Source organism: Idiomarina sp. OXR-189 (assembly GCF_034373425.1).
In the GTDB taxonomy this organism is placed as follows: Bacteria; Pseudomonadota; Gammaproteobacteria; order Enterobacterales; family Alteromonadaceae; genus Idiomarina; species Idiomarina zobellii.
In genome coordinates, this window is the sequence record NZ_CP139706.1 from 39,701 (window position 1) to 60,502 (window position 20,802).

Here is a 20,802-nt window from a genome sequence, read left to right on the forward strand (position 1 = left end):
AGCTCTAAACCCCTTTATTAAAGTTCAGCGACCAGTTTTTCAACAATGTCACTGTGAGCGTCTTTATCAATTTCACGCTCGATGATTTTCTGAGCCCCAGTTACTGCAAGAACAGCAACTTGCTTACGCAGCTCTTCGCGAGCGCGATTACGCTCAGCAGTCACTTCTTCGTGACCAGACGCAACGATTTTTTCACGTTCTTCGTGACCACGTTGAGTTTCTTCCTCAACGATTTTAGCGCCACGCTTTTTCGCCTGTTCAACGATTTCAGCTGCCTGCTGTTTCGCTTCTTTTAGCTGCTCAGCAATTTCTTCCTGGGCTTTTTCTAAATCTTTTTGAGCGCGTTCGCCCGCATTTAGACCGTCAGCAATTTTCTTCTGACGCTCTTCGATAGCATTGATGATCGGTGGCCACACGAATTTCATGCAGAACCACACGAACACGATGAACGCGATCGTTTGTCCAATTAGAGTTGCGTTGATATCCACAACGGACCTCCTTTATCTGGTGACCGTCGAATCGCGCTTAGCCTAACTGAGTTAAGAACGGGTTTGCGAAAGTGAATAGCAATGCAACCGCAACACCGATCATCGCGATAGCATCGATAAGACCCGCTACGATGAACATTTTAACTTGCAGCTGAGGCGCTAGTTCAGGTTGACGAGCAGCAGCTTCCAGGAATTTACCACCCAGCATACCGAAGCCAAGTGCTGTACCTAGTGCAGCAAGACCGATCATGATTGATACAGCGATAGCAGTAAAAGCAACTACAGTTTCCATTGATTTCTCCAGTTTTTCAGTAGATTAAAGTTAAAAAGTAAAACAAAAACTTTTTGGTTAAAACGTATTAAAACTTAGTGTTCAGATGATGCCATGCTTAAGTAAACAATAGTCAGCATCATGAAAATAAACGCTTGCAATGTAATGACCAGAATGTGGAATACCGCCCAGGCAAAGTGCGCTGGTAGCTGCCAAAAACCAATCATTGCAATAAGAATGAAGATTAACTCACCCGCATAAAGGTTACCGAACAAACGTAGCGCCAGTGACGCTGGTTTTGCCAATAACGTGATACTTTCCAGTACAAAGTTTACCGGGATTAACGCCCAGTGGTTAAATGGTGTGAACGTCATTTCTTTAGCAAAGCCTTTCACACCTTTGTACTTAATTGAGTAGATAATGATTAGCGCAAAGACGCTTAAACTCAGGGCAAAAGTTGTGTTCAAGTCTGTGGTTGGTACCACTTTCATGTACACATCGTGCGGATCGTCCACAAAGCCTAACCAATAACCGCCATACATGGCTGCTGTTGGTAACCAGTCGACCGGAATTAAATCCATCAGGTTCATCAGGAATATCCAGACGAAGATGGTTAAGGCCAAAGGCGCAATCAATTTATCTTTACCGTGAAAGGATTCTTTGACGCTGTTGTCGACAAACTCGACAATCATTTCGACAAAGCATTGCCACTTACCAGGTACCCCCGCAGAGGATTTTTTCGCTACTCTGCGGAAACTCCACAGAAACAGCACACCCAGTAACACAGACCAGAAGATAGTATCGACATTAACCGCCCAGAAACCGTCACCCACCGTCCAGTTTTGAAGGTGATGCTGGATATACTGAGTCGGAGTTTGCTCTCCACTTATCATGTTGTTTCCCAGTTACGTTGATTTTAAATACAAAATTGGTGCAATCCACTGCATGATGACGGTTAAAACAAAGCCCACCAGTAACCACACAGGATTAAAATTTGTTACCAGCAACGCTAATACGAGTAGCACTGCCGTTAAAATTAACTTTACGCCTTCACCCACAAAAAAACTCTGGACGACTTTTTTATTCGCTCTTGCCCCTGCATGGCGAAACGCAATGACTGCAAATAGAGCGTTGGGTATTACCGCTGACAGCCCACCAGATAAAACACCAAGGCCTGACTGTAAGCTAAAAATTGTTATCGTGACTAATGATGCAACAAGCAACACCACAAATTGTGTTGCAACGATTTTTCCTGCCAGTTGTTTGCCTACCGCATTTAATGCCTGTGTCACGATGAAAACCTTTTAACTGGCGGCGCTTGTTGCACAGCTTTTAAACAGCTGTAATGAAACTGGCGCTAGTATAAAGATCTACCCCGAAATTGCAAACAAATTTGGCTGTAGGCGTTGTTTTCTATGCCATTTAACAAAAGTTCTACACGTTTCAGTAAGATGCGGATTTTTACTTGATGTGAGTCAGTATTCCGTCCAATTCATCAAGACTTGTATAGTTGATAACCAGCTTACCTTTACCTTTTCGACCATGATTGATTTGCACTTTCGCCCCAAGTGTTTCTGACAACTTGGTTTCTAAATGTTCAATATTCGCGTCGGGTTCTGGTTTTTCAGGTTGTTTGGGGGGGTCGATAGTACGGCGGACTAATTTCTCAGCGTCACGCACAGTCATATCTTTAGCTACTATTTGCTGCGCAACATCAGCTTGCTGCTCACCTTGCAAAGCAAGCAATAACTTAGCATGACCAAGTTCAATGTCACCGCGCTCTAAAAGCACTTTAACGCCATCTTCAAGGTTATTGAGACGTAATAAATTGGTCACAGTAGTGCGCGACTTACCAACCGCCTGTGCTACATCTTGATGCGTCATTTGGAACTCATCGAGCAGTCGCTGTAATGCGGTTGCTTCTTCCATAGCGTTTAAATCTTCACGCTGAATGTTTTCAATCAAGGCAATAGCAACGGCAGCTTCATCGGGTACCTCTTTCACTAAGCAAGGCACCATATCAAGCTTCGCCAGTTGCGCGGCACGCCAGCGTCGTTCGCCAGCAATAATTTCATATTCGTCTTTAGCGGTCGGGCGTACCACAATCGGCTGAATAATGCCTTGCGCTTTAACCGACGCCGCTAGGTCTTCCAGCGCTTCCGGTGACATGTCTTTACGAGGTTGATAACGGCCCGGTTTCAGCTGCTCAATAGGCAGCTTTTGAAGTTCCCCTTTTGCTTCTTCAGAAACTTGTTCTGATGATTGACGCTCAGAGTTTTGCTGGTTACTCGTTAAAAGCGCATCTAAACCGCGACCCAGTCCTCGTTTTTTTGCCGACATGCTGAATAAATTCCCTTGTTAAGATTCTTCTACAACGCTGTTATTTTTTGTTTCTGCTCGCCGAATAAGCTCACCGGCCAGTGACAAGTAGGCTTTAGAACCCGTGGACGACTTATCGTAATACATTGCTGGTGCACCAAAAGATGGCGCCTCGGCCAAACGCACATTACGGGGTATAACCGTGCGATACACTTTATCGCCGAAGTGATTTTTTAACTGTTCTGACACATCATTTGCCAGGCGGTTACGAGGGTCATACATAGTTCGTAGTATGCCTTCAATTTCAAGCCCCGGGTTCACAACATCAGCAAGTTGACGGATGGTTTCCATCAATGCAGTTAGACCTTCCAATGCATAATATTCGCACTGCATAGGAACTAAAATAGAGTCAGCTGCCGCCATACCATTCACGGTCAACATGTTCAGTGAGGGCGGGCAGTCGATAAAAATAAAGTCGTAACTGTCATCTACGGACTTCAATGCATTTCGTAAACGCAGTTCACGAGCAAAGACTTCCATTAACTTTATTTCAGCGGCAGTAGCGTCTGCGTTAGCGGCAATAAGATGGTATTTACCGTTGGTGTCGGTGATAGCAACGTCTTTGACCGGCTTTTCTTCTATCAGCAGTTCGTAAATGGTGTTTTCAACGTCGTACTTATCGACGCCGCTGCCCATAGTGGCATTACCCTGTGGATCTAAATCAATAAGCAGCACTTTACGGCGAGTCGCAGCCATGGAAGCCGCTAAATTCACCGCTGTTGTTGTTTTTCCAACGCCACCTTTTTGGTTTGCAATAGCAATGGTTGTAGCCACGGGTTTGGTAACCTCTTGTTGTTGTCGTCGACTCGACGCTCGGTTTTACGACCGTTTGCTTATAATGACGATATGTCGGCTCGCGTCAATGCCCGGAACGTTAATTTGCTGAATATCATCGACTTCGAAACCCTCAGTCAACTCGTCCAACTCATCTTGAGGGTATAAGCCTTTCAATGCATAAAATTTACCGTTCTTTTTCGGTAAATGCTGACACCAACTCAGCATATCATTAAGCGAGGCAAAGGCTCTACTGATAACGCCATCAAACTGAGTTTCGTCCTGATATTCTTCTACGCGGGCCTGAACAGCCGTGACATTATCAAGTTTGAGTTCATGGCAAACCTGGCGAATAAAACGAATTCGCTTGCCCAAACTGTCCAGTAATACAAATTCTTTGTCTGGCTCCGCTATAGCCAGCGGCAGTCCCGGTAAACCCGGACCGGTTCCTACATCGATAAAGCGCCGTCCGTGCAAATATGGGCGTACTGTCACACTGTCCATAACATGCCGCGTTAGCATATCGTTCGGATTACGGACACTGGTTAAATTGTACGCTTTATTCCACTTGTCTATAAAACCAACAAGCGCGACTAGTTGTTGAACTTGTTGGTCTGTCAGGGTTATGTCAGCTTGCTGTAAATACTGCTTTAACTGCTCTTCCACACTCAATCCTTAAGCACTTTTGCGCAATAACCCTTGTTTTTTAAGATGCACCAATAACATGGAAATTGCGGCCGGCGTTATACCTGATATACGAGCTGCTTTACCCACGGTTTCCGGCTGATGATCATTCAGTTTCGCAATGACTTCGTTCGATAAGCCTTTAATTTTAGCGTAATCGAACGGCGAGGGCAGCAGCGTATTTTCATGTCGTTGCTGTTTTGCAATTTCATCCTGCTGACGAGAAATATAACCGGCGTACTTAATTTGAATTTCTACCTGTTCAGCAGCTGCAGGATCAGTTACTCCCGGGGCGAAAAATTCTGTTTTAGCCAAATCTTTGTAATGAATTTCCGGGCGACGTAACAGTTCTTCACCGTTAACTTCTTTCGTGACCGGACTTTTCACTAACGCATTAATTTGCTCGACCGCTGGATGATCTTTATGAACCCAGGTCGCTTTTAAACGTTGTTTTTCCTGCTCAACCGCTTCCATTTTTTCATTGAATGCTGCCCAGCGTTCGTCATCAACTAAGCCCAGGTTTCGACCAATTTCTGTTAAACGAATATCAGCATTATCTTCCCGCAGCAACAAACGATATTCCGCTCGAGACGTAAACATGCGATACGGTTCTTGGGTTCCCAGAGTCGATAAATCGTCGATCAATACGCCCATGTAGGCTTGATCGCGACGTGGTGACCAGGACTCTTTATCTTGTGCCTGTAATGCCGCATTAAGACCAGCGATAAGGCCTTGCGCTCCGGCTTCTTCGTAACCTGTAGTGCCATTAATTTGTCCGGCAAAGAACAAGCCATTAATAACTTTGGTTTCCAAAGACTGTTTTAGATCTCGCGGATCGAAATAATCATATTCAATGGCGTAACCCGGACGCGTAATGTGGGCATTTTCAAACCCTTTAATGGAACGAACCAACTGCTGTTGCACATCAAATGGCAGGCTTGTAGAAATACCATTAGGGTAAACTTCGAAGGTATTTAACCCTTCTGGTTCAACAAAAATCTGATGCGATCCTTTGTCGGCAAATCGCATAATTTTGTCTTCTATTGATGGACAATACCGTGGTCCTACGCCCTCGATTACTCCTGAATACATGGGCGATCGGTCGAGCCCTGAACGAATAATGTCGTGCGTATTTTCGTTGGTATGGGTGATATAACAAGGGATCTGTTCAGGATGATCGGCCTGAGAACCCATGTAGGAGAATACCGGCGTTGGATTATCACCGGGTTGTTCCTGCATCACTGAAAAATCAATGCTATGACTGGCAATACGTGGCGGTGTACCGGTTTTCAGTCGTTCTACTCGCAAAGGCAGTGAACGCAAGCGTTTCGCCAATGCGTTTGCCGGAGGATCACCTGCACGACCACCTTGGTAATTATCCAAACCAATATGAATTTGACCGCCCAGGAAGGTTCCTACCGTTAATACAACGGTTTTAGCCGTGAATTTAAGCCCCATTTGGGTAACGACACCGGTGACTTGATCGTTTTCTACGATCAAATCATCACACCCTTGCTGGAATATCGACAGGTTGGGTTGCGTTTCTAGTGCATAGCGTATGGCTTGCTTATAAAGCTGTCTGTCAGCTTGAGCGCGTGTTGCACGTACCGCCGGGCCTTTTGATGAATTCAATGTTCTGAATTGAATGCCTGCTTTGTCGGCGGCTTTAGCCATAACACCGCCCAAAGCATCAATCTCTTTAACTAAATGACCTTTCCCTATGCCGCCAATAGCGGGGTTACAAGACATTTGTCCTAAAGTATCAATATTGTGCGTAAGCAATAGGGTATTAACACCTGAACGTGCGGCAGCAAGCGCGGCTTCCGTTCCGGCGTGTCCTCCACCGACAACAATAACATCAAAGTGTTGTTGGCTCTGTTGTGACATTTAAATGACCTTTCGTTAAAGAAGAGAAAAATAGCCGAGTATTTTAACGTGCTTTGACTCAGATCGAAACGGTTAAATTTCGTTCACTGGTTTTGATCTAAAAAAAGATCAATAAAGGATCTTATTTAGATCTTTTATTACTATTACTACTAGTCAGCGGTTTTCTGTGAATAGATCGCTGAATGCTTTTATATTCAAGGCGTTCAGAGCGATCAAAAAGTGTAGATAACTGGATAATAACCCCGATCATAGATCGTGGATAACTAGGGTAGTTATACACAGATCGAATTGTCCCCACAGTTATACCCACCTCGTGGACAGTGCTTAACTGATCTTATACTTATCTTAATCACAGTTGTACAAGTCTGTGCAAAAGCCTGTGGGTATGATCACAGAGCCTTTAACGCATCCGTCATTGAAGGGATCCACTGTGCCGCTTTTTGTTCTGGATCGTCTTGCAGCATATCTATTTCTAATCGCTCTAACATTCGGGTACCACCAAGTTCCTGTACACGTTCGTCACAGTGACGACCAGCCTGGCAAAAGGTGTCATAAGAAGACTCACCAATGGCAATAACTGCGTAATTAAGATCGCTTAAATCCGGTGTTTGTGGAGCCGTAATTTCGTCGTAAAAATCGAGCATAGAGTCGGCATAATCGCCAGCACCATGACTGGATAACAGCACTAACCAAGGCTCTGAGGTTGGTAGGGCTTCCAGTTCAGGTTCGTAATGAAGTTCTGTTTCAAAGCCCTGTTCAATCAGCTCATCACTTATTGTGTCGGCTAAAAATTCAGTATTTCCAGAGGTTGTGCCAACTAATAGATGTAAAACAGCCATATTTCGCGTTACCTTTGCTATATTAGAAAAATACGAATCATACAGGAGAACAATTATGGTAAAAGCTTTCGTTAATGTATTAGTACTTATGAGTGCGGTTTTAGTTTCAATGAATGCTCATGCTGGTATTGAGTCACCTAAACAAGTCTCTGATAACCTTTGGGTTATGGGTACGCCGTCAGACGCGCAATTGTCTGAGTTCGCTAACAATGGTGGTGAGGTGGTTATTAATTTGCTGTCTCAAAAAGAAATGACGGACAGTAATGAAGCCGCTGTTGTCACAAAAAATGGCATGGCGTATTACCATGTTCCTGTCAACGGCGCTGACGGTGTGACGCTGGCAAATGCTCGTATGGTCGATCGCATATTACTTAAAAACAGTGACAAGAATGTATTGGTTCACTGTGCATCAAGCAACCGGGTCGGGGCATTAATGGCATTACGAGCAGGTTGGTTAGACGGCATGTCAGTTGATGACGCAATCGCTGTCGGTAAAGAGCATGGAATGACATCGTTAGAAGCGAAAGTAAAAGGTATGCTTTCTCAGTAAATAGTTAAAGAAGGTAAAAAAGCCAGTTCAAAAACGTGAAAACGCTATGAACTGGCTTTTTGTTTTATAAATGTTCTTTGAGTAACTCAGGCTGACGCTCTGGCGTAAATATCTCAATCCAGTAGCCATCCGGGTCTTTAATGAAGGCAATGCCTTTCATATTACCGTCGTTTGGACGCTTCTGAAATTCCACACCCATTTCTTCAAAACGCTCACAGGCGGCATCAATATCAGGTACCGCAAAGCCAATATGGCCAAACCCTTTTGGCTCTTCATTACCGCTGTGGTACGAAACAGAATCGTCGTTTTCGTCGCCCCAGTTGTGAGTCAGTTCTAACATGGCCGGGCGACCAAAGGTTTGCTCAATACGCTTATCGTGGTCTGTTGACCAGTCACTGCGCTCCTCCGGCGACATAGACGCCATAAAATACAGCGTAAACTTCATTTCCGGAAAGTCGAGGCGTTTCACTAATGTCATGCCCAGTACATCGCTGTAGAATTTTAACGTGCGCTCTGGGTCTTTAATGCGAAACATGGTTTGGTTGAACACAAAATCGTGTGTCGCCGGATCATGGTTTTCAGATAAACCTTTTGCTTCATCGAAATGTCTGCTCATAATGGAATCCTTCTGGGTCTCATATGCCTCTCTTGGTACACTGTTATCTGAGGTTGATTACCAAAGAGTTCAAGTCATGTCGTGGTACGTTTATATTCTTAAATGCTCTGATAATACTTACTACACCGGCGTCACAAAGGATCTAAAACGGCGTGTCGATGAGCATAACGGTGACGATAAAAAAGCAGCGAAATACACGAAAAGCCGTCGACCGGTTCGTTTATTTTGGTCCGAGCCACATGAATCACGTTCATCTGCCTGCCAAAGAGAAGCGGCGATAAAACGAATGAAACGTACTGAAAAAGTCGCACTAGCCAGTCGCGTTTAACCGGTTCTGGCCTTCCAGTAATTGTTGAATAATAGGACTTTTGTCCTTTATTGCGAGCTTGTCAGCCAATTGAGTGAGCTTAAATATACGATGGTAAAAGCGCGCTTTGCGGCGTTTGTATTGGCTTAAAGTAAGTGATGTTTGGTTTAGTTCTTCGATTTCCTTTTCCAGTAAGTCAAACAGTTGGTTATAGCGCTTTTTCAAGCTGGTTGGATAAATAATTCGATAAGCGAACATTGCTAAAAGTGGCGCAGATATAACTGCTAATGCAATGGTTATTGAGTGGCTCAAATTGAATATATAGGGCACGCTCGGTTGCATGAGCAGTAAAAAAACTAAGTTAAAATCCATGCTACCATTGGCCGTTTTTTGATGGGACATGGGGAAACCACCCAGTAGAATAATCGGCATAATAGCAATGAGCATCCACAAAACTGAGTCACTAAATTGCCAGACACTTGCTTGCATCATTACAGCCGTTAATGCCCCGACGCTTTGCCCAAAAAATACGTATCTCATGGTCAGGGCAGGGTTATCAGCGGTTGAAAACAGCGTCAACATGACCGATGCACCAAGCATTAAATAAGCCATTTGAAACCAATGGGTGTACCACCATAACGCCCCAATTATAGCCAGTATTATGCAGGTTCTAATGGCAGAGTGACGAGCGCCACGCCAGTCTCTGTGCAGTAATGTCGTTGAAAGTAACGTTGAATTAGCGGTTTTGCCCGTATCTTTGAACGATAAGCGCTCTTCGGTTGCATCGATAAACTCTTTAAAACGACGTTTTACTGCGTCATTTTGCATTGCCTTATAGGCATTATTTAACGAACTTAAAATATCCTTTCGGTGTACAGACGCTTTTATTTTATTTGAAGCTTCAAGTAAGTGGGTACTTACTTCGTTATTTTCTTCAAAGCCCTGTATTTGTAATTCGGTGATAAAACCAAGTTGGGTGTTGATAACCTGGCGAATGGTTTTTGCTGACTCGTGAGCGCTAACTGAACCGGTACCGTGGTCTAACAGTTGTGACTCTAAGTTAGCCAGTTCTGACAGTTTTTTATCCAGTTGAATGGCGGTATTTTTGGGGTCTGAGAAGGCTTGAGCAAGCTCATATAGGTTAGCGGCCGTGTGCCGACGTAACTCATTAATGATGGTTTGTTCAGCACGCTTGTAAGTGAATAGAAAACCAATGATTAAAGAGCAAATAATTCCAACGAAAACGGTCAGCAGGCGGTCAATACCCAGCGGAATAAGGGCATCCGGGCTTTGGGTTAGAAGCACCACCATAGAGGCCGAGTAGCCTGCCAAAATAGTACCGTAGGAGATAAGCCCATGCAGGAGATTGCCCGTGTAAACACACAGCGTTACCCACAATGTCAGCCCTGTGACTAACCAAAGAATATCACCGCCTGAGGTAACTACCAGCACCATACCAAATAAGGTTCCGAGCAGAGTCCCTAATGCCCGGTATGCGGCTTTTTCTATAAGAAGACCACGGGTAGGTTGCGATACCGCCCAAACCGTCATAGCGGACCACTGAGGGTGTTCCAGACCTAACGCCCAGGCAAAAAGAAGAGACAGACAGGCAGCAACGCCGGTTCGAAAGCCAAACCGTAAACGGACGTAGTCAAACCCCCATTGCGCTAAGCTGTCTTTCAAAAAAGAGTCCTTATTTGTCGGTTTGTTTATTTACCGATACAGAACGACCCAAAAATTTGGCCCAGTAGGTCATCAGAAGTAAATTCACCGGTTATCTCGTTTAGGTGTTGCTGCGTTAAACGTAGCTCTTCTGCGAGTATTTCGCCGGCCATATTGGCTTCTAACTGTTCCTGACCTTGCAGCAAATGTGTTTTCGCTTTGGCAAGTGCGTCTAAATGACGGCGGCGTGCCATGAAGCTGCCTTCCGACGTTGCATTGTAACCGACGCAATGCTTCAGGTGTTCGCGTAACAGCTCTATGCCATGGCCGGTTTTTGCTGACAAATGAACAACCGGAATACCGTTATGTTCGTCAATACCCGTGGGCTCTTCGGACAAGTCGACTTTGTTACGAATAACGGTGTAAGGCATGTCGTCGGGCAGTTGGGCAAAAAACTCCGGCCAAATATCGTCAGGGTGTATTGCCGAGGTTTCCTGACTATCGACCATAAACAGTACACGATCGGCTTGGCGAATTTCGTCCCAGGCACGTTCAATACCTATTTGCTCAACCTGATCCGGGCTTTCGCGTAAACCGGCCGTATCAATAATATGTAACGGCATGCCGTCTATTTGAATGTGCTCACGCAATACGTCGCGAGTGGTGCCTGCAATTTCAGTGACTATGGCCGACTCGCGTCCCGCCAGCGCATTAAGTAAACTGGATTTACCTGCGTTGGGGCGTCCGGCAATAACGATCCGCATGCCTTCGCGCATTAAAGTGCCTTGTCGTGCTTCCTGTTCTATATGGAACAACTGATCGATAATTTCAGCCAAATCACCTGATACTTTGCCATCAGAAAGAAAATCGATTTCCTCATCGGGAAAATCGATAGCGGCTTCGACATACATACGAAGATGAATAACCGCATCAACGAGCTGATCGACCCGGTGAGAAAATTCGCCTTTTAAGCTTTGTAATGCGGCTTTTGCGGCTTGTTCAGAGTTGGTGTCGATAAGGTCGGCAATGGCCTCTGCCTGAGTTAAGTCGAGCTTGTCATTCATAAAAGCTCGTTCGCTGAACTCACCGGGGCGAGCAGGGCGAATACCAGGCATTTCCAGTATCGCTTTTATAATCATGTCGATTAATACCGGTCCGCCGTGCCCCTGAAGCTCTAAAACGTCTTCACCGGTAAAGGAATTAGGACCTTTGAAAAACAGCGCTATACCCTCGTCCAGTAACTCATTGTTACTGTCATAAAAGGGAAGGTATTCAGCTTTACGAGGTGTTGGGCAGTGGCCTAATAGCTGTTCGGCGACCTGGGTGGCAGCCGAACCACTAACACGGACAATACCAACACCACCGCGACCGGGTGGTGTCGCTTGAGCGACTATGGTGTCATCGCTAAAGGTATCGTCCATGTTGCTGTCTATCATGTTTATTTCTTCTTATTACCTCTTACCATCATGCCTTTCTTCTCTAGCCCACGGTAGATAATCAGCATTTGTGCAATGGTAATTAAGTTACTGACTAACCAGTACAGTACCAGACCTGATGGGAACCACAGGAAGAATACGGTAAAGACAACAGGCATATACTGGAACAGTTTCTGTTGCATAGGGTCTGTTGCCGGCGTTGGCTGCAGACGTTGCATCAGGAACATACTCGCACCCATTAGTATAGGCAGTATGTAGTAAGGGTCTTTAGTCGATAGGTCCTGAATCCAGAAAATGAATTCTGAATGACGCAATTCGACGCTTTCCAGAAGTACCCAGTAAAGTGCCAGGAAGATAGGTAACTGCAACAGCATTGGCAAACAACCACCAAGTGGGTTCACTTTTTCTGTTTTGTACAGTTTCATCATTTCCTGAGACAGTTTCTGGCGGTCACTGTTGTAACGTTCACGAAGCTCAGTCATTTTCGGCTGCAGCATACGCATTTTCGCCATAGACACGTACTGTGCTTTGGTCAGCGGGAATAGCAGCGCTTTTACAATAACCGTGGTTAAGATAATAGCCAGACCCCAGTTAATAACGATACTTTGTAAGAACTGAAGTAATTTGAAAATGGGTTGCGCTAACCACCAAAGGAAACCGTAGTCGACGGTTAAATCCAGGTGCTCGACTAACTGCGCCATTGAGTCCTGGTCTTTCGGACCCAAATACAGTTTAGATTCAATAGTTTCAGTGCTGTTTGGATTTACCTGAGTAGCAGGGTAAACCACACCGATAATAGCTTGCGAGCCATTGGCAACACGCGAGAATAAACGATTAGTTTGTTGTTGCGTTGGAATCCACGCAGAAACAAAGTAATGCTCCAGCATTCCAACCCAACCCGTTTGAGAGGTGACATCCAAACGCTTATCTTGCATATCTTCGAAGTCATATTTCTCAAACTTGTCGTCGTCGTGAGAATAAGCGGCACCGAAGTAGGTTGGCATTATCATGCTGCCACTTTCGCCAGTTCCCATCGAGCGCTTTAATTGACCGTAAAACTGAGTGCTTAACGTTTCTGCTGAGTTGTTTTCAATTTCGAAACGAACATCGACGTCGTATTGACCCGGTGTAAAGGTGAATATTTTACGATAGACCACGCCGTTGTCAGTTGTGTAAGTCAAAGGCACTTCTAATTTTTCAGACGTCGATGAATAATCGGTTTTTTCGTAGTTGTATACGGCGCGGCCTTTTTTATTATCGATACCGTCAGCACCGATTAATCCAGACTGAGCAATATAAACGGCGTTTGATTCGTTTTGCAGTAGCTGAAAACGTTTATCAGAGTCGAGCTCTTTTGCGAACTGCAGCAATTTTGCAGAAACAATATCGCCGCCACGCGTATCTATTTGAACGTCTAGTACATCGGTTTCAACGTGAATAGTAGTAGCGCTTGACGTCTTCGGTACACCTTCGGCTTCAGGCACATCGCTGGATGCAGCAACCGAACCGCTTGGAACGTCAGTTGAGCCTGCGCTGTCAGCAGCTTGCAGCTGCGTAGACTCAGAATTTGTTGGAGCCGTTGTACCTGGTGCCGATTCCACAACCCAATTTTGGTAAAGGAAAAATGACACCACTAAAAAGGCAATAAATAATATTGAACGTGGCGAATTCATAGTGATTTCGTCTCTGTTGGCTGTTTCGTTAATGATTGACTGTTATTTTCTGTTTTAGCTTTTTGTTCTTGCTCGCAAGGAGGGACGGGGTCGTAACCGCCCGGGTGACCGGGGTGGCATTTACCGATTCGCTTGGTGGCAAGAAAAACTCCACGGATTGTACCGTGTTTTTCAATAGCCTCACAGGCGTAATGTGAACATGACGGATAAAATCGACAACGCGGTCCAAGTAACGGACTTATGACCCATTGGTAGATTTTAATTAGCGCGATTGGTACTGCACGCAGCGCTTTGCTAATTTTCGCCATAAATAATTCAACGTATCCCGTAAAGCGGCGTTATCTTGCTCAACGATACCTGGCTTGGCAATAATAACAATGTCAAAAGCCGGTAGTTTATGTTGGCTTAAGCGAAAAGTCTCGCGCATTTGGCGTTTTATACGATTGCGATCAACAGCGCGTTTGGCTCGTTTCTTACTAATAGTAACGCCGATGCGAGGATGGCCTTTCGTGTTGGGCGTTGCCAACATAGTAATGTGAGAAGTGACAGCTTTTACAGGAGGGTTTGAGAATACAGTCTGAAAGTCAGAGGGAGTTAGCAGACGTAACTCCCGTCCGTATGAGATACTCTTAAGCACTCAATACTTTACGACCACGAGCACGGCGGCGAGCCAATACTTTACGGCCGTTTTTAGTTGCCATGCGAGCACGGAAACCGTGAGAGCGCTTGCGCTTTAATACGCTTGGTTGAAATGTTCTTTTCATAACTAATCTTCCATCGGTCAGTTTGCTAGTTCCCACGCTGGCCGAAAAAGTTGAAACCAAACGTGACGGGAATTTTTTAGAGCGCGGATCTTACCGATCTTTTCCCCGCTAGTCAACGAATACGCGTGCATTTATTAGCCTTTTTCGCTGACTTTTTGACGATTTTCGCAAATTGACGTCATCCACAATTATATCGGTTAAGTTTTCTTTAATGTGGATAAATTTTGAGTTATGCACTTTTTCTAATTTTTGTTTATTTTGTAATAGCGCTTTTAAAGCAAAATATAAGCCAGAGTTATAGCTCTTTATAAAATAAAAAAATCCTTTATTTATGCCGTTTTCAACGCATTTTGACTAGCGGAAAGCGAATGACTGAAGTACAATCGATGAATACTATAATAAATAAACGATCCAGGAGAAGAGTGTGAATAATTCGCTTTGGCAACAATGTGCAGAGCGACTGCAATCGGAGCTTCCGTTACAGCAGTTCAACACGTGGATCAGACCACTTCAAGCCGAACAAAACGGTGACACGCTTACCTTATTTGCGCCGAACATCTATTCGGTTGACTGGGTGCGCGACAAATACTTAAAAACCATTAACGACTACCTTTCAAACCTTTGTAATGGTGAAACCGCCCCGAATGTGGTTTTGAAAGTCGGTGAAGTCTCTAACGGCCGCTCTTCTTCAGTGGCATCGGTGCAAAAGCGAGCAGCAGCTGTTCGTAAAAAAGCGACCGGTTTTTCGGGAAGTAGTAACGAGTCCGCGGAAGAATTTGAAAGCAATATCCACCCAGAGTACACCTTCGATAATTTCGTTGAAGGTAAATCGAATCAGTTAGCGCGCGCGGCAGCTATTCAGGTTGCTGAGAACCCTGGTGGTGTCTATAACCCGTTATTTGTCTACGGTGGTACGGGTCTCGGTAAGACGCACTTATTACACGCTGTCGGTAATGGCATTATGGCGCATAAAAAAGGTGCCAAAGTGTTCTATATTAGAGCAGAGCGTTTCGTTCAGGACATGGTTAACTCCATCAGAAATAGTTCAACGAACGAGTTTAAGCGCTATTATCGGTCGGTCGATGCTTTGCTAATTGATGACATTCAGTTTTTTGCGAATAAAAAAGGGTCTCAGGAAGAGTTTTTCCATACCTTTAACGCTCTGCTGGAGGGAAATCAGCAAATAATCATGACCAGCGACCATTACCCGAAAGAAATAGAAGGGGTGGAGGATCGCTTAAAGTCACGTTTTGGTTGGGGACTGACCATTGCCATAGAGCCACCGGAGCTGGAAACGCGGGTGGCGATTTTAATGCGCAAAGCCGAAGAACGTGGTTTAAATATGCCGCATGAAGTAGCGTTTTTTATCGCAAAACGACTACGTTCCAATGTTCGTGAATTAGAAGGTGCTTTGAATCGAGTTGTTGCAAATGTCCAACTGACCGGTCGTCCAATAACCATCGATTTTGTGAGAGAAGCATTACGAGACCTTATCGCAGCGCAGGAAAAACTGGTTACTATTGATAATATTCAAAAGACGGTGGCTGAGTACTACAACATTAAGTTGGCTGATATCCTGTCAAAACGTCGTAGCCGATCGGTGGCAAGGCCAAGGCAATTAGCAATGGCGTTAGCTAAAGAGTTGACCAACCACAGCTTGCCGGAAATAGGGGACGCGTTCGGTGGTCGGGATCACACAACTGTGCTCCATGCGTGTCGAAAAATACAAGAATTAAAAGATGCTCAGAACGACATAAAAGAAGATTATCGTAATTTAATACGGACGTTGTCGTCTTAAGCATGTCGTCATTACAGGGGAATGAGTCATGAAATTTTCTATCAATCGCGATGCGTTTTTAAAGCCACTGCAAGTTGTTAGTGGCGCAGTAGAAAGACGTCACACTTTACCTATTCTTGCTAACTTATTGTTACAGGTTGAGAACGGTCAGTTGAAACTGACAGGTACGGACCTGGAAGTAGAACTGGTGTCGTCTGTAGCGCTAGAGTCGGCAGATATGGATGCATCGGTAACAGTGCCAGCTAAAAAGCTAGTGGACATTGTGCGTAGTTTACCCGATGGCTCTGTTATTGAATTTACTGCTGAAGGCGACAGCGCAACCGTAAAATCCGGCCGCAGTAAATTTAAACTCAGCACCCTGTCTGCTGATGATTTCCCGAATATTGACGACTGGAAAAGCGATATCCAGCTGGTGACAGAGCAAGGTATTTTAAAAGACTTAATGGAGAAAACACATTTCTCCATGGCAAATCAGGATGTTCGCTATTATTTAAACGGTATGTTGTTCGAAACGGACAGCGGTATGCTGCGCTCGGTCGCAACTGACGGCCACCGTTTGGCGATGAGCACCTGTGCCATCGACCAGCCGGGCTTAACTCAAAGACAGGTGATTGTTCCAAGAAAGGGGGTGGTTGAACTACTTCGTTTACTAGGCGATGACGAACACGAAGTTACGGTGTCTATCGGTAATAATCATATTCGTGTTGAAACACCTGAGCTTATGTTCACCAGTAAATTAGTAGACGGCCGATTCCCTGACTACCGTCGTGTATTACCTAGCGGCGGTGATAAAGTGGTTGTGGCTGACCGCGATATTTTACGCCATGCATTCAGTCGCGCCTCTATTTTATCGAATGAAAAATTCAGAGGCGTTCGCTTAAACTTAAGTTCGGGTGAGCTTTGCATTACCGCAACTAACCCAGAGCAAGAGCAAGCGGAAGAAATTATTGAGGTCGACTACCAGGGCGATGACTTGGAAATCGGTTTCAACGTTAGTTACTTACTTGATGTCATGAGCAACATTGATGAGGAACAGGTATCTTTCACACTGTCAGACTCTAACAGCAGTGCATTGATTGAGCCGCAGCATGATGACTCATGTTGTTACGTAATAATGCCAATGCGCCTGTAATATCATCGTAGATGTTTATTGAATCTCTCAATTTAAGCCACTTTCGAAACTTTAAGGAAGTGGCTACCTCTCCTGATAGACATATCAATTTAATTACCGGCAGTAACGGGTCCGGTAAAACAAGCCTTTTAGAAGCGATTTATTTATTAGGCTTTGGTCGTTCTTTTCGGCCCGGTGGATTTCGTCAGCTGATAAATGAACATGCGGATCAATTCACGATATTTTGTCGTACGGAAAACCATTCTATAGGAGTTCGTCGGACTACTTCCGGTGATCAGACGTTGCGTTTAGATAATGCCAACGCAACAAAAATGTCTGAGGTCGCACGTTTGGTGCCGGTTCAGCTTTTGACTCCGGAGTCGGTCGATATTCTTTTAGAAGGACCTAGTTTAAGACGTCAGTTCTTAGATTGGGGAGTGTTCCACGTGGAACATTCGTTTTATAAAAACTGGGTTTCTTACACTCAAATACTGAAACAGCGTAACAGTTTATTAAAGCAATACTCAGCGTCTGCAACACAAGATAAGTACTGGCTCGAGCAACTTGCTTACTATGGTGAACTCATTAGTGTCAGTCGTGAAAATTATTTGAAAGAACTGTCGGATTATATACAAGAATTAGCGAAATCTTTCCTCTCAAATGTTACAATCGAGGTTCGACTAAAAAAAGGGTGGGATAGTACCCAATCACTTTTTTCGGCCTTAGAAGGCCATACAGAGAAAGATAAGAAATATGGCTTTACGTCAGTGGGTCCACACAAGGCGGATATTAAAATTTTAGCCGATGGCGTGGATGTAAAACACAGATTGTCCAGAGGGCAGTTAAAGACGTTGGTTTCAGCATTAAAGTTAGCGCAGGGGAAGCATTTTCAGTCTGTTAAGGGCGAATCTTGCGTTTACTTAGTGGACGATCTGACATCTGAACTGGATGCGGATAATCAACGATTGTTTTGCCAGCAGTTAGAAAAATTAAATGCGCAGGTGTTTGTCACAGCGATTACTGGAAAGCAGTTGTCGGATAAATTTCAAAAATCGCCCAAAATGTTCCACGTGGAACATGGGGCAATAAACGAATGATATCGAGATAATAACTATGGAAGAAAATAACTACGGTTCATCGAGTATAAAGGTCCTTAAAGGATTGGATGCAGTTCGTAAACGTCCAGGGATGTATATTGGCGATACGGACGATGGCACAGGTCTGCATCACATGGTTTTTGAGGTTGTCGATAACTCTATCGATGAGGCTTTGGCTGGGCATTGTTCAGAAATTCTCGTCACTATTCATTCTGACGGTTCCGTGTCAGTAAAAGATGATGGCCGTGGAATTCCTGTCGACATTCATGAAGAAGAGGGTGTGTCGGCCGCTCAAGTTATTATGACCGTACTTCATGCTGGTGGTAAATTTGACGATAACTCGTATAAAGTATCGGGCGGTTTACACGGTGTTGGTGTCTCAGTCGTTAACGCACTGTCTGAAAAGCTGCAGTTAACCATTCGTCGTCAGGGTAAGGTTTATGAACAAACCTATCATATGGGTGAACCTGAAAGCGACGTTAAACCTATTGGCGATACCGACTCAACAGGTACTGAACTGCGTTTTTGGCCAAGTGCTGAAACCTTCAGTGACACTGTTTTTCATTACGACATTTTGGCCAAACGTTTACGCGAATTGTCATTCCTAAACTCTGGCGTTGGTATTCGTTTACGTGACGAGCGCGATGACCGTGAAGATTTATTTAAATACGAAGGCGGTATTGCCGCTTTTGTTAATTACTTAAACCAGAATAAAACGCCTATTCATGAGAAAGCATTCCACTTTGCGGCGGAACGAGAAGACGGTATATCCGTTGAAGTAAGTATGCAGTGGAATGACTCTTTCCAAGAGAATATTTATTGCTTTACGAACAACATTCCACAGCGCGACGGTGGTACTCACTTAGCGGGTTTCCGTGCAGCTTTGACGCGTACATTGAATGCTTACATGGAAAAAGAAGGCTTCACTAAGAAGACAAAAACCTCAGCGACGGGTGATGATGCTCGCGAAGGTTTGACCGCTATTATTTCTGTGAAAGTACCAGACCCTAAGTTTTCATCACAAACTAAAGACAAACTCGTGTCTTCTGAGGTGAAATCAGCGGTTGAGCAAGCAATGAACGAGCAGTTGGCGGACTACTTGTTAGAAAACCCAACCGAATCGAAGCTTATTATTAATAAGATTATTGATGCCGCTCGAGCGCGAGAGGCTGCGCGAAAAGCCCGCGAAATGACACGTCGTAAAGGTGCGTTAGATATCGCTGGCTTGCCAGGCAAGCTAGCTGATTGTCAGGAAAAAGACCCGGCACTTTCTGAACTCTATATTGTGGAGGGTGACTCGGCAGGTGGTTCTGCGAAGCAAGGTCGTAACCGTAAGAACCAAGCAATACTGCCGCTTAAGGGTAAAATTCTGAACGTTGAAAAAGCACGCTTTGATAAGATGCTGTCGTCGGCGGAAGTAGGAACGTTGATAACGGCTATGGGTTGCGGCATTGGTCGAGATGAATATGACCCGGATAAAACCCGCTACCACCGAATTATTATCATGACCGATGCGGATGTTGACGGCTCTCACATTCGCACATTGCTACTGACGTTTTTCTACCGCCAAATGCCGGAAATTATTGAGCGTGGTTATATTTATATTGCTCAGCCACCGCTTTATAAAGTGAAAAAGGGCAAACAGGAAGTCTACATAAAAGATGACCCAGCACTTATTCGTTATTTGACCAGCCTTGCGTTAGATAATGCATCTTTGCATGTGAACGAGACTGCTCCGGGTATTTCGGGCGAGCGTTTGGAAACCTTAGTAAACGGCTACCAAATGGCACAAGAAAACATTAAGCGGCTAAGTCGTCGTATGCCTGAGAAGTTCCTGCAGCGTTTATTCTATGCGCCTCGTTTAACGGATGAGCGCTTGAAAGACCAAAGCTACATGGAAGGCTGGGTTAAGACACTTAATGATGACCTAACCGCTCGCGAAGTTGATTCAGCCACTTATACTATCTCTTTGCATGAAGACGAAGAGCGTAAGATGTGGTTACCGACAACGACCATTCGCCAGCATGGTGTCGATACCGATTACCCGCTAAATTACGAGTTCTTAATGTCCAAAGACTACGAGCAAATTGTCACCTTGGGTGAAGAAATTGACTCTTTAGTTGAAGAGGGCGGTTATGTCTTGCGTGGTGAGAAGAAACAGCCAGTGTCGCATTTCGTCGATGCCGTAGAATGGCTGATTAGTGAATCCAAACGAGGCATGTACGTACAGCGCTACAAAGGTTTGGGCGAGATGAACCCGGATCAGCTTTGGGAAACCACTATGGATCCTGAAACGCGTCGCATGCTTCAAGTAACTATTGAAGACGCGATTGGCGCAGACCAACTATTCACAACCCTCATGGGTGATGAAGTAGAACCACGTCGAGCATTTATTGAGTCTAATGCTCTTAAAGTGGCAAACTTGGACGTTTAGTCAGTTAGTAATGATACAAAAAAGGCGGCTTC

22 protein-coding genes are annotated in these 20,802 nt (G+C 44.7%); 6 read left to right on the forward strand and 16 right to left on the reverse strand.

All coding sequences use genetic code 11. The features are described 5' to 3' along the window. Positions 1-17: 17 nt before the first annotated feature. The 9 genes from atpF to UM402_RS00215 all read right to left on the reverse strand — a co-directional run bounded on the left by atpF (position 18) and on the right by UM402_RS00215 (position 7,322). The gene (atpF, locus tag UM402_RS00175) at positions 18-488 is read right to left on the reverse strand and encodes a F0F1 ATP synthase subunit B (RefSeq protein ID WP_053954489.1); all 471 of its coding nucleotides are present in this window, start codon (positions 486-488) and stop codon (positions 18-20) included. Positions 489-525: 37 nt separating this feature from the next. Next, positions 526-780, reverse strand: a complete 255-nt coding sequence (gene atpE / locus UM402_RS00180) for a F0F1 ATP synthase subunit C (RefSeq protein ID WP_053954488.1) — start codon at positions 778-780, stop codon at positions 526-528. Positions 781-854: 74 nt separating this feature from the next. Continuing rightward, entirely contained in the window at positions 855-1,652 is a 798-nt protein-coding gene (gene atpB, locus UM402_RS00185) for a F0F1 ATP synthase subunit A (RefSeq protein WP_053954487.1), read from the reverse strand. Between the two features lie 12 nt (positions 1,653-1,664). After that, positions 1,665-2,051: an ATP synthase subunit I gene (locus UM402_RS00190; protein ID WP_058576460.1), complete on the reverse strand. Its 387-nt coding sequence runs from the start codon at positions 2,049-2,051 to the stop codon at positions 1,665-1,667. A 169-nt stretch (positions 2,052-2,220) separates the two neighbouring features. Beyond that, on the reverse strand, positions 2,221-3,099 hold the full coding sequence (locus UM402_RS00195) for a ParB/RepB/Spo0J family partition protein (protein ID WP_053954485.1): 879 nt from the start codon (positions 3,097-3,099) through the stop codon (positions 2,221-2,223). An 18-nt stretch (positions 3,100-3,117) separates the two neighbouring features. Then, positions 3,118-3,912: a ParA family protein gene (locus UM402_RS00200; RefSeq protein ID WP_053954484.1), complete on the reverse strand. Its 795-nt coding sequence runs from the start codon at positions 3,910-3,912 to the stop codon at positions 3,118-3,120. Between the two features lie 45 nt (positions 3,913-3,957). Continuing rightward, on the reverse strand, positions 3,958-4,578 hold the full coding sequence (gene rsmG, locus UM402_RS00205; protein ID WP_058576461.1) for a 16S rRNA (guanine(527)-N(7))-methyltransferase RsmG: 621 nt from the start codon (positions 4,576-4,578) through the stop codon (positions 3,958-3,960). 9 nt (positions 4,579-4,587) lie between these two features. Then, complete coding sequence (gene mnmG / locus UM402_RS00210; RefSeq protein ID WP_058576462.1) at positions 4,588-6,483, reverse strand: tRNA uridine-5-carboxymethylaminomethyl(34) synthesis enzyme MnmG; 1,896 nt, start codon at positions 6,481-6,483, stop codon at positions 4,588-4,590. A 389-nt stretch (positions 6,484-6,872) separates the two neighbouring features. Next, on the reverse strand, positions 6,873-7,322 hold the full coding sequence (locus tag UM402_RS00215; protein WP_058576463.1) for a flavodoxin domain-containing protein: 450 nt from the start codon (positions 7,320-7,322) through the stop codon (positions 6,873-6,875). Positions 7,323-7,377: 55 nt separating this feature from the next. On the opposite strand from UM402_RS00215, the gene UM402_RS00220 reads away from it, so the two are divergent. Further along, a complete protein-coding gene (locus UM402_RS00220) occupies positions 7,378-7,872 on the forward strand; it encodes a beta-lactamase hydrolase domain-containing protein (RefSeq protein ID WP_053954480.1) in 495 nt (164 codons plus the stop codon). Positions 7,873-7,936: 64 nt separating this feature from the next. On the opposite strand, the gene gloA is transcribed toward UM402_RS00220, so the two are convergent. After that, positions 7,937-8,488 carry a lactoylglutathione lyase gene (gloA, locus tag UM402_RS00225; protein ID WP_058576464.1) on the reverse strand — a complete coding sequence of 184 codons (552 nt, stop codon included), beginning with the start codon at positions 8,486-8,488 and terminating at the stop codon, positions 7,937-7,939. A gap of 76 nt (positions 8,489-8,564) precedes the next feature. Here gloA and UM402_RS00230 point away from each other — a divergent pair, with 76 nt between their 5' ends. Beyond that, positions 8,565-8,816 (forward strand): GIY-YIG nuclease family protein, encoded by a 252-nt coding sequence (locus UM402_RS00230; RefSeq protein ID WP_053954478.1) that lies wholly within the window; start codon positions 8,565-8,567, stop codon positions 8,814-8,816. On the opposite strand, the gene UM402_RS00235 is transcribed toward UM402_RS00230, so the two are convergent. The 6 genes from UM402_RS00235 to rpmH are packed head-to-tail and all read right to left on the reverse strand — an operon-like array spanning position 8,799 to position 14,330. After that, positions 8,799-10,478 carry an FUSC family protein gene (locus tag UM402_RS00235; protein WP_058576465.1) on the reverse strand — a complete coding sequence of 560 codons (1,680 nt, stop codon included), beginning with the start codon at positions 10,476-10,478 and terminating at the stop codon, positions 8,799-8,801. The two genes, UM402_RS00230 and UM402_RS00235, sit on opposite strands and share 18 nt — an antisense overlap. A gap of 26 nt (positions 10,479-10,504) precedes the next feature. Next, the gene (mnmE, locus tag UM402_RS00240; protein ID WP_058576671.1) at positions 10,505-11,878 is read right to left on the reverse strand and encodes a tRNA uridine-5-carboxymethylaminomethyl(34) synthesis GTPase MnmE; all 1,374 of its coding nucleotides are present in this window, start codon (positions 11,876-11,878) and stop codon (positions 10,505-10,507) included. Positions 11,879-11,895: 17 nt separating this feature from the next. Beyond that, the gene (gene yidC / locus UM402_RS00245; protein ID WP_322295361.1) at positions 11,896-13,566 is read right to left on the reverse strand and encodes a membrane protein insertase YidC; all 1,671 of its coding nucleotides are present in this window, start codon (positions 13,564-13,566) and stop codon (positions 11,896-11,898) included. Next, complete coding sequence (gene yidD / locus UM402_RS00250; protein WP_074668967.1) at positions 13,563-13,874, reverse strand: membrane protein insertion efficiency factor YidD; 312 nt, start codon at positions 13,872-13,874, stop codon at positions 13,563-13,565. Before yidD ends, yidC begins: the two co-directional genes overlap by 4 nt. Beyond that, positions 13,829-14,203, reverse strand: a complete 375-nt coding sequence (gene rnpA / locus UM402_RS00255; protein WP_053954096.1) for a ribonuclease P protein component — start codon at positions 14,201-14,203, stop codon at positions 13,829-13,831. The genes yidD and rnpA overlap by 46 nt, the downstream gene beginning before the upstream one ends. Next, a complete protein-coding gene (rpmH, locus tag UM402_RS00260) occupies positions 14,196-14,330 on the reverse strand; it encodes a 50S ribosomal protein L34 (protein WP_011235863.1) in 135 nt (44 codons plus the stop codon). Before rpmH ends, rnpA begins: the two co-directional genes overlap by 8 nt. A 424-nt stretch (positions 14,331-14,754) precedes the next feature. On the opposite strand from rpmH, the gene dnaA reads away from it, so the two are divergent. From dnaA to gyrB, 4 genes are read left to right on the forward strand one after another with little or no spacing between them, the layout of a single operon-like run. Next, positions 14,755-16,128 (forward strand): chromosomal replication initiator protein DnaA, encoded by a 1,374-nt coding sequence (dnaA, locus tag UM402_RS00265; protein WP_053954097.1) that lies wholly within the window; start codon positions 14,755-14,757, stop codon positions 16,126-16,128. A 28-nt stretch (positions 16,129-16,156) separates the two neighbouring features. Beyond that, positions 16,157-17,260 carry a DNA polymerase III subunit beta gene (dnaN, locus tag UM402_RS00270; protein WP_053954098.1) on the forward strand — a complete coding sequence of 368 codons (1,104 nt, stop codon included), beginning with the start codon at positions 16,157-16,159 and terminating at the stop codon, positions 17,258-17,260. Positions 17,261-17,319: 59 nt separating this feature from the next. Continuing rightward, positions 17,320-18,336 carry a DNA replication/repair protein RecF gene (gene recF, locus UM402_RS00275; RefSeq protein WP_322295362.1) on the forward strand — a complete coding sequence of 339 codons (1,017 nt, stop codon included), beginning with the start codon at positions 17,320-17,322 and terminating at the stop codon, positions 18,334-18,336. 16 nt (positions 18,337-18,352) lie between these two features. Next, the gene (gene gyrB / locus UM402_RS00280) at positions 18,353-20,770 is read left to right on the forward strand and encodes a DNA topoisomerase (ATP-hydrolyzing) subunit B (RefSeq protein WP_053954100.1); all 2,418 of its coding nucleotides are present in this window, start codon (positions 18,353-18,355) and stop codon (positions 20,768-20,770) included. Positions 20,771-20,802: the final 32 nt, after the last annotated feature.

Coding starts and splice junctions, on each gene's coding strand:
- atpE (WP_053954488.1), bottom strand. CDS start 780: ATGGAAACTGTAGTTGCTTTTACTGCTATCGCTGTATCAATCATGATC.
- atpB (WP_053954487.1), bottom strand. CDS start 1,652: ATGATAAGTGGAGAGCAAACTCCGACTCAGTATATCCAGCATCACCTT.
- UM402_RS00195 (WP_053954485.1), bottom strand. CDS start 3,099: ATGTCGGCAAAAAAACGAGGACTGGGTCGCGGTTTAGATGCGCTTTTA.
- mnmG (WP_058576462.1), bottom strand. CDS start 6,483: ATGTCACAACAGAGCCAACAACACTTTGATGTTATTGTTGTCGGTGGA.
- UM402_RS00215 (WP_058576463.1), bottom strand. CDS start 7,322: ATGGCTGTTTTACATCTATTAGTTGGCACAACCTCTGGAAATACTGAA.
- UM402_RS00220 (WP_053954480.1), top strand. CDS start 7,378: ATGGTAAAAGCTTTCGTTAATGTATTAGTACTTATGAGTGCGGTTTTA.
- gloA (WP_058576464.1), bottom strand. CDS start 8,488: ATGAGCAGACATTTCGATGAAGCAAAAGGTTTATCTGAAAACCATGAT.
- UM402_RS00230 (WP_053954478.1), top strand. CDS start 8,565: ATGTCGTGGTACGTTTATATTCTTAAATGCTCTGATAATACTTACTAC.
- mnmE (WP_058576671.1), bottom strand. CDS start 11,878: ATGGACGATACCTTTAGCGATGACACCATAGTCGCTCAAGCGACACCA.
- yidC (WP_322295361.1), bottom strand. CDS start 13,566: ATGAATTCGCCACGTTCAATATTATTTATTGCCTTTTTAGTGGTGTCA.
- yidD (WP_074668967.1), bottom strand. CDS start 13,874: ATGGCGAAAATTAGCAAAGCGCTGCGTGCAGTACCAATCGCGCTAATT.
- rpmH (WP_011235863.1), bottom strand. CDS start 14,330: ATGAAAAGAACATTTCAACCAAGCGTATTAAAGCGCAAGCGCTCTCAC.
- dnaN (WP_053954098.1), top strand. CDS start 16,157: ATGAAATTTTCTATCAATCGCGATGCGTTTTTAAAGCCACTGCAAGTT.
- gyrB (WP_053954100.1), top strand. CDS start 18,353: ATGGAAGAAAATAACTACGGTTCATCGAGTATAAAGGTCCTTAAAGGA.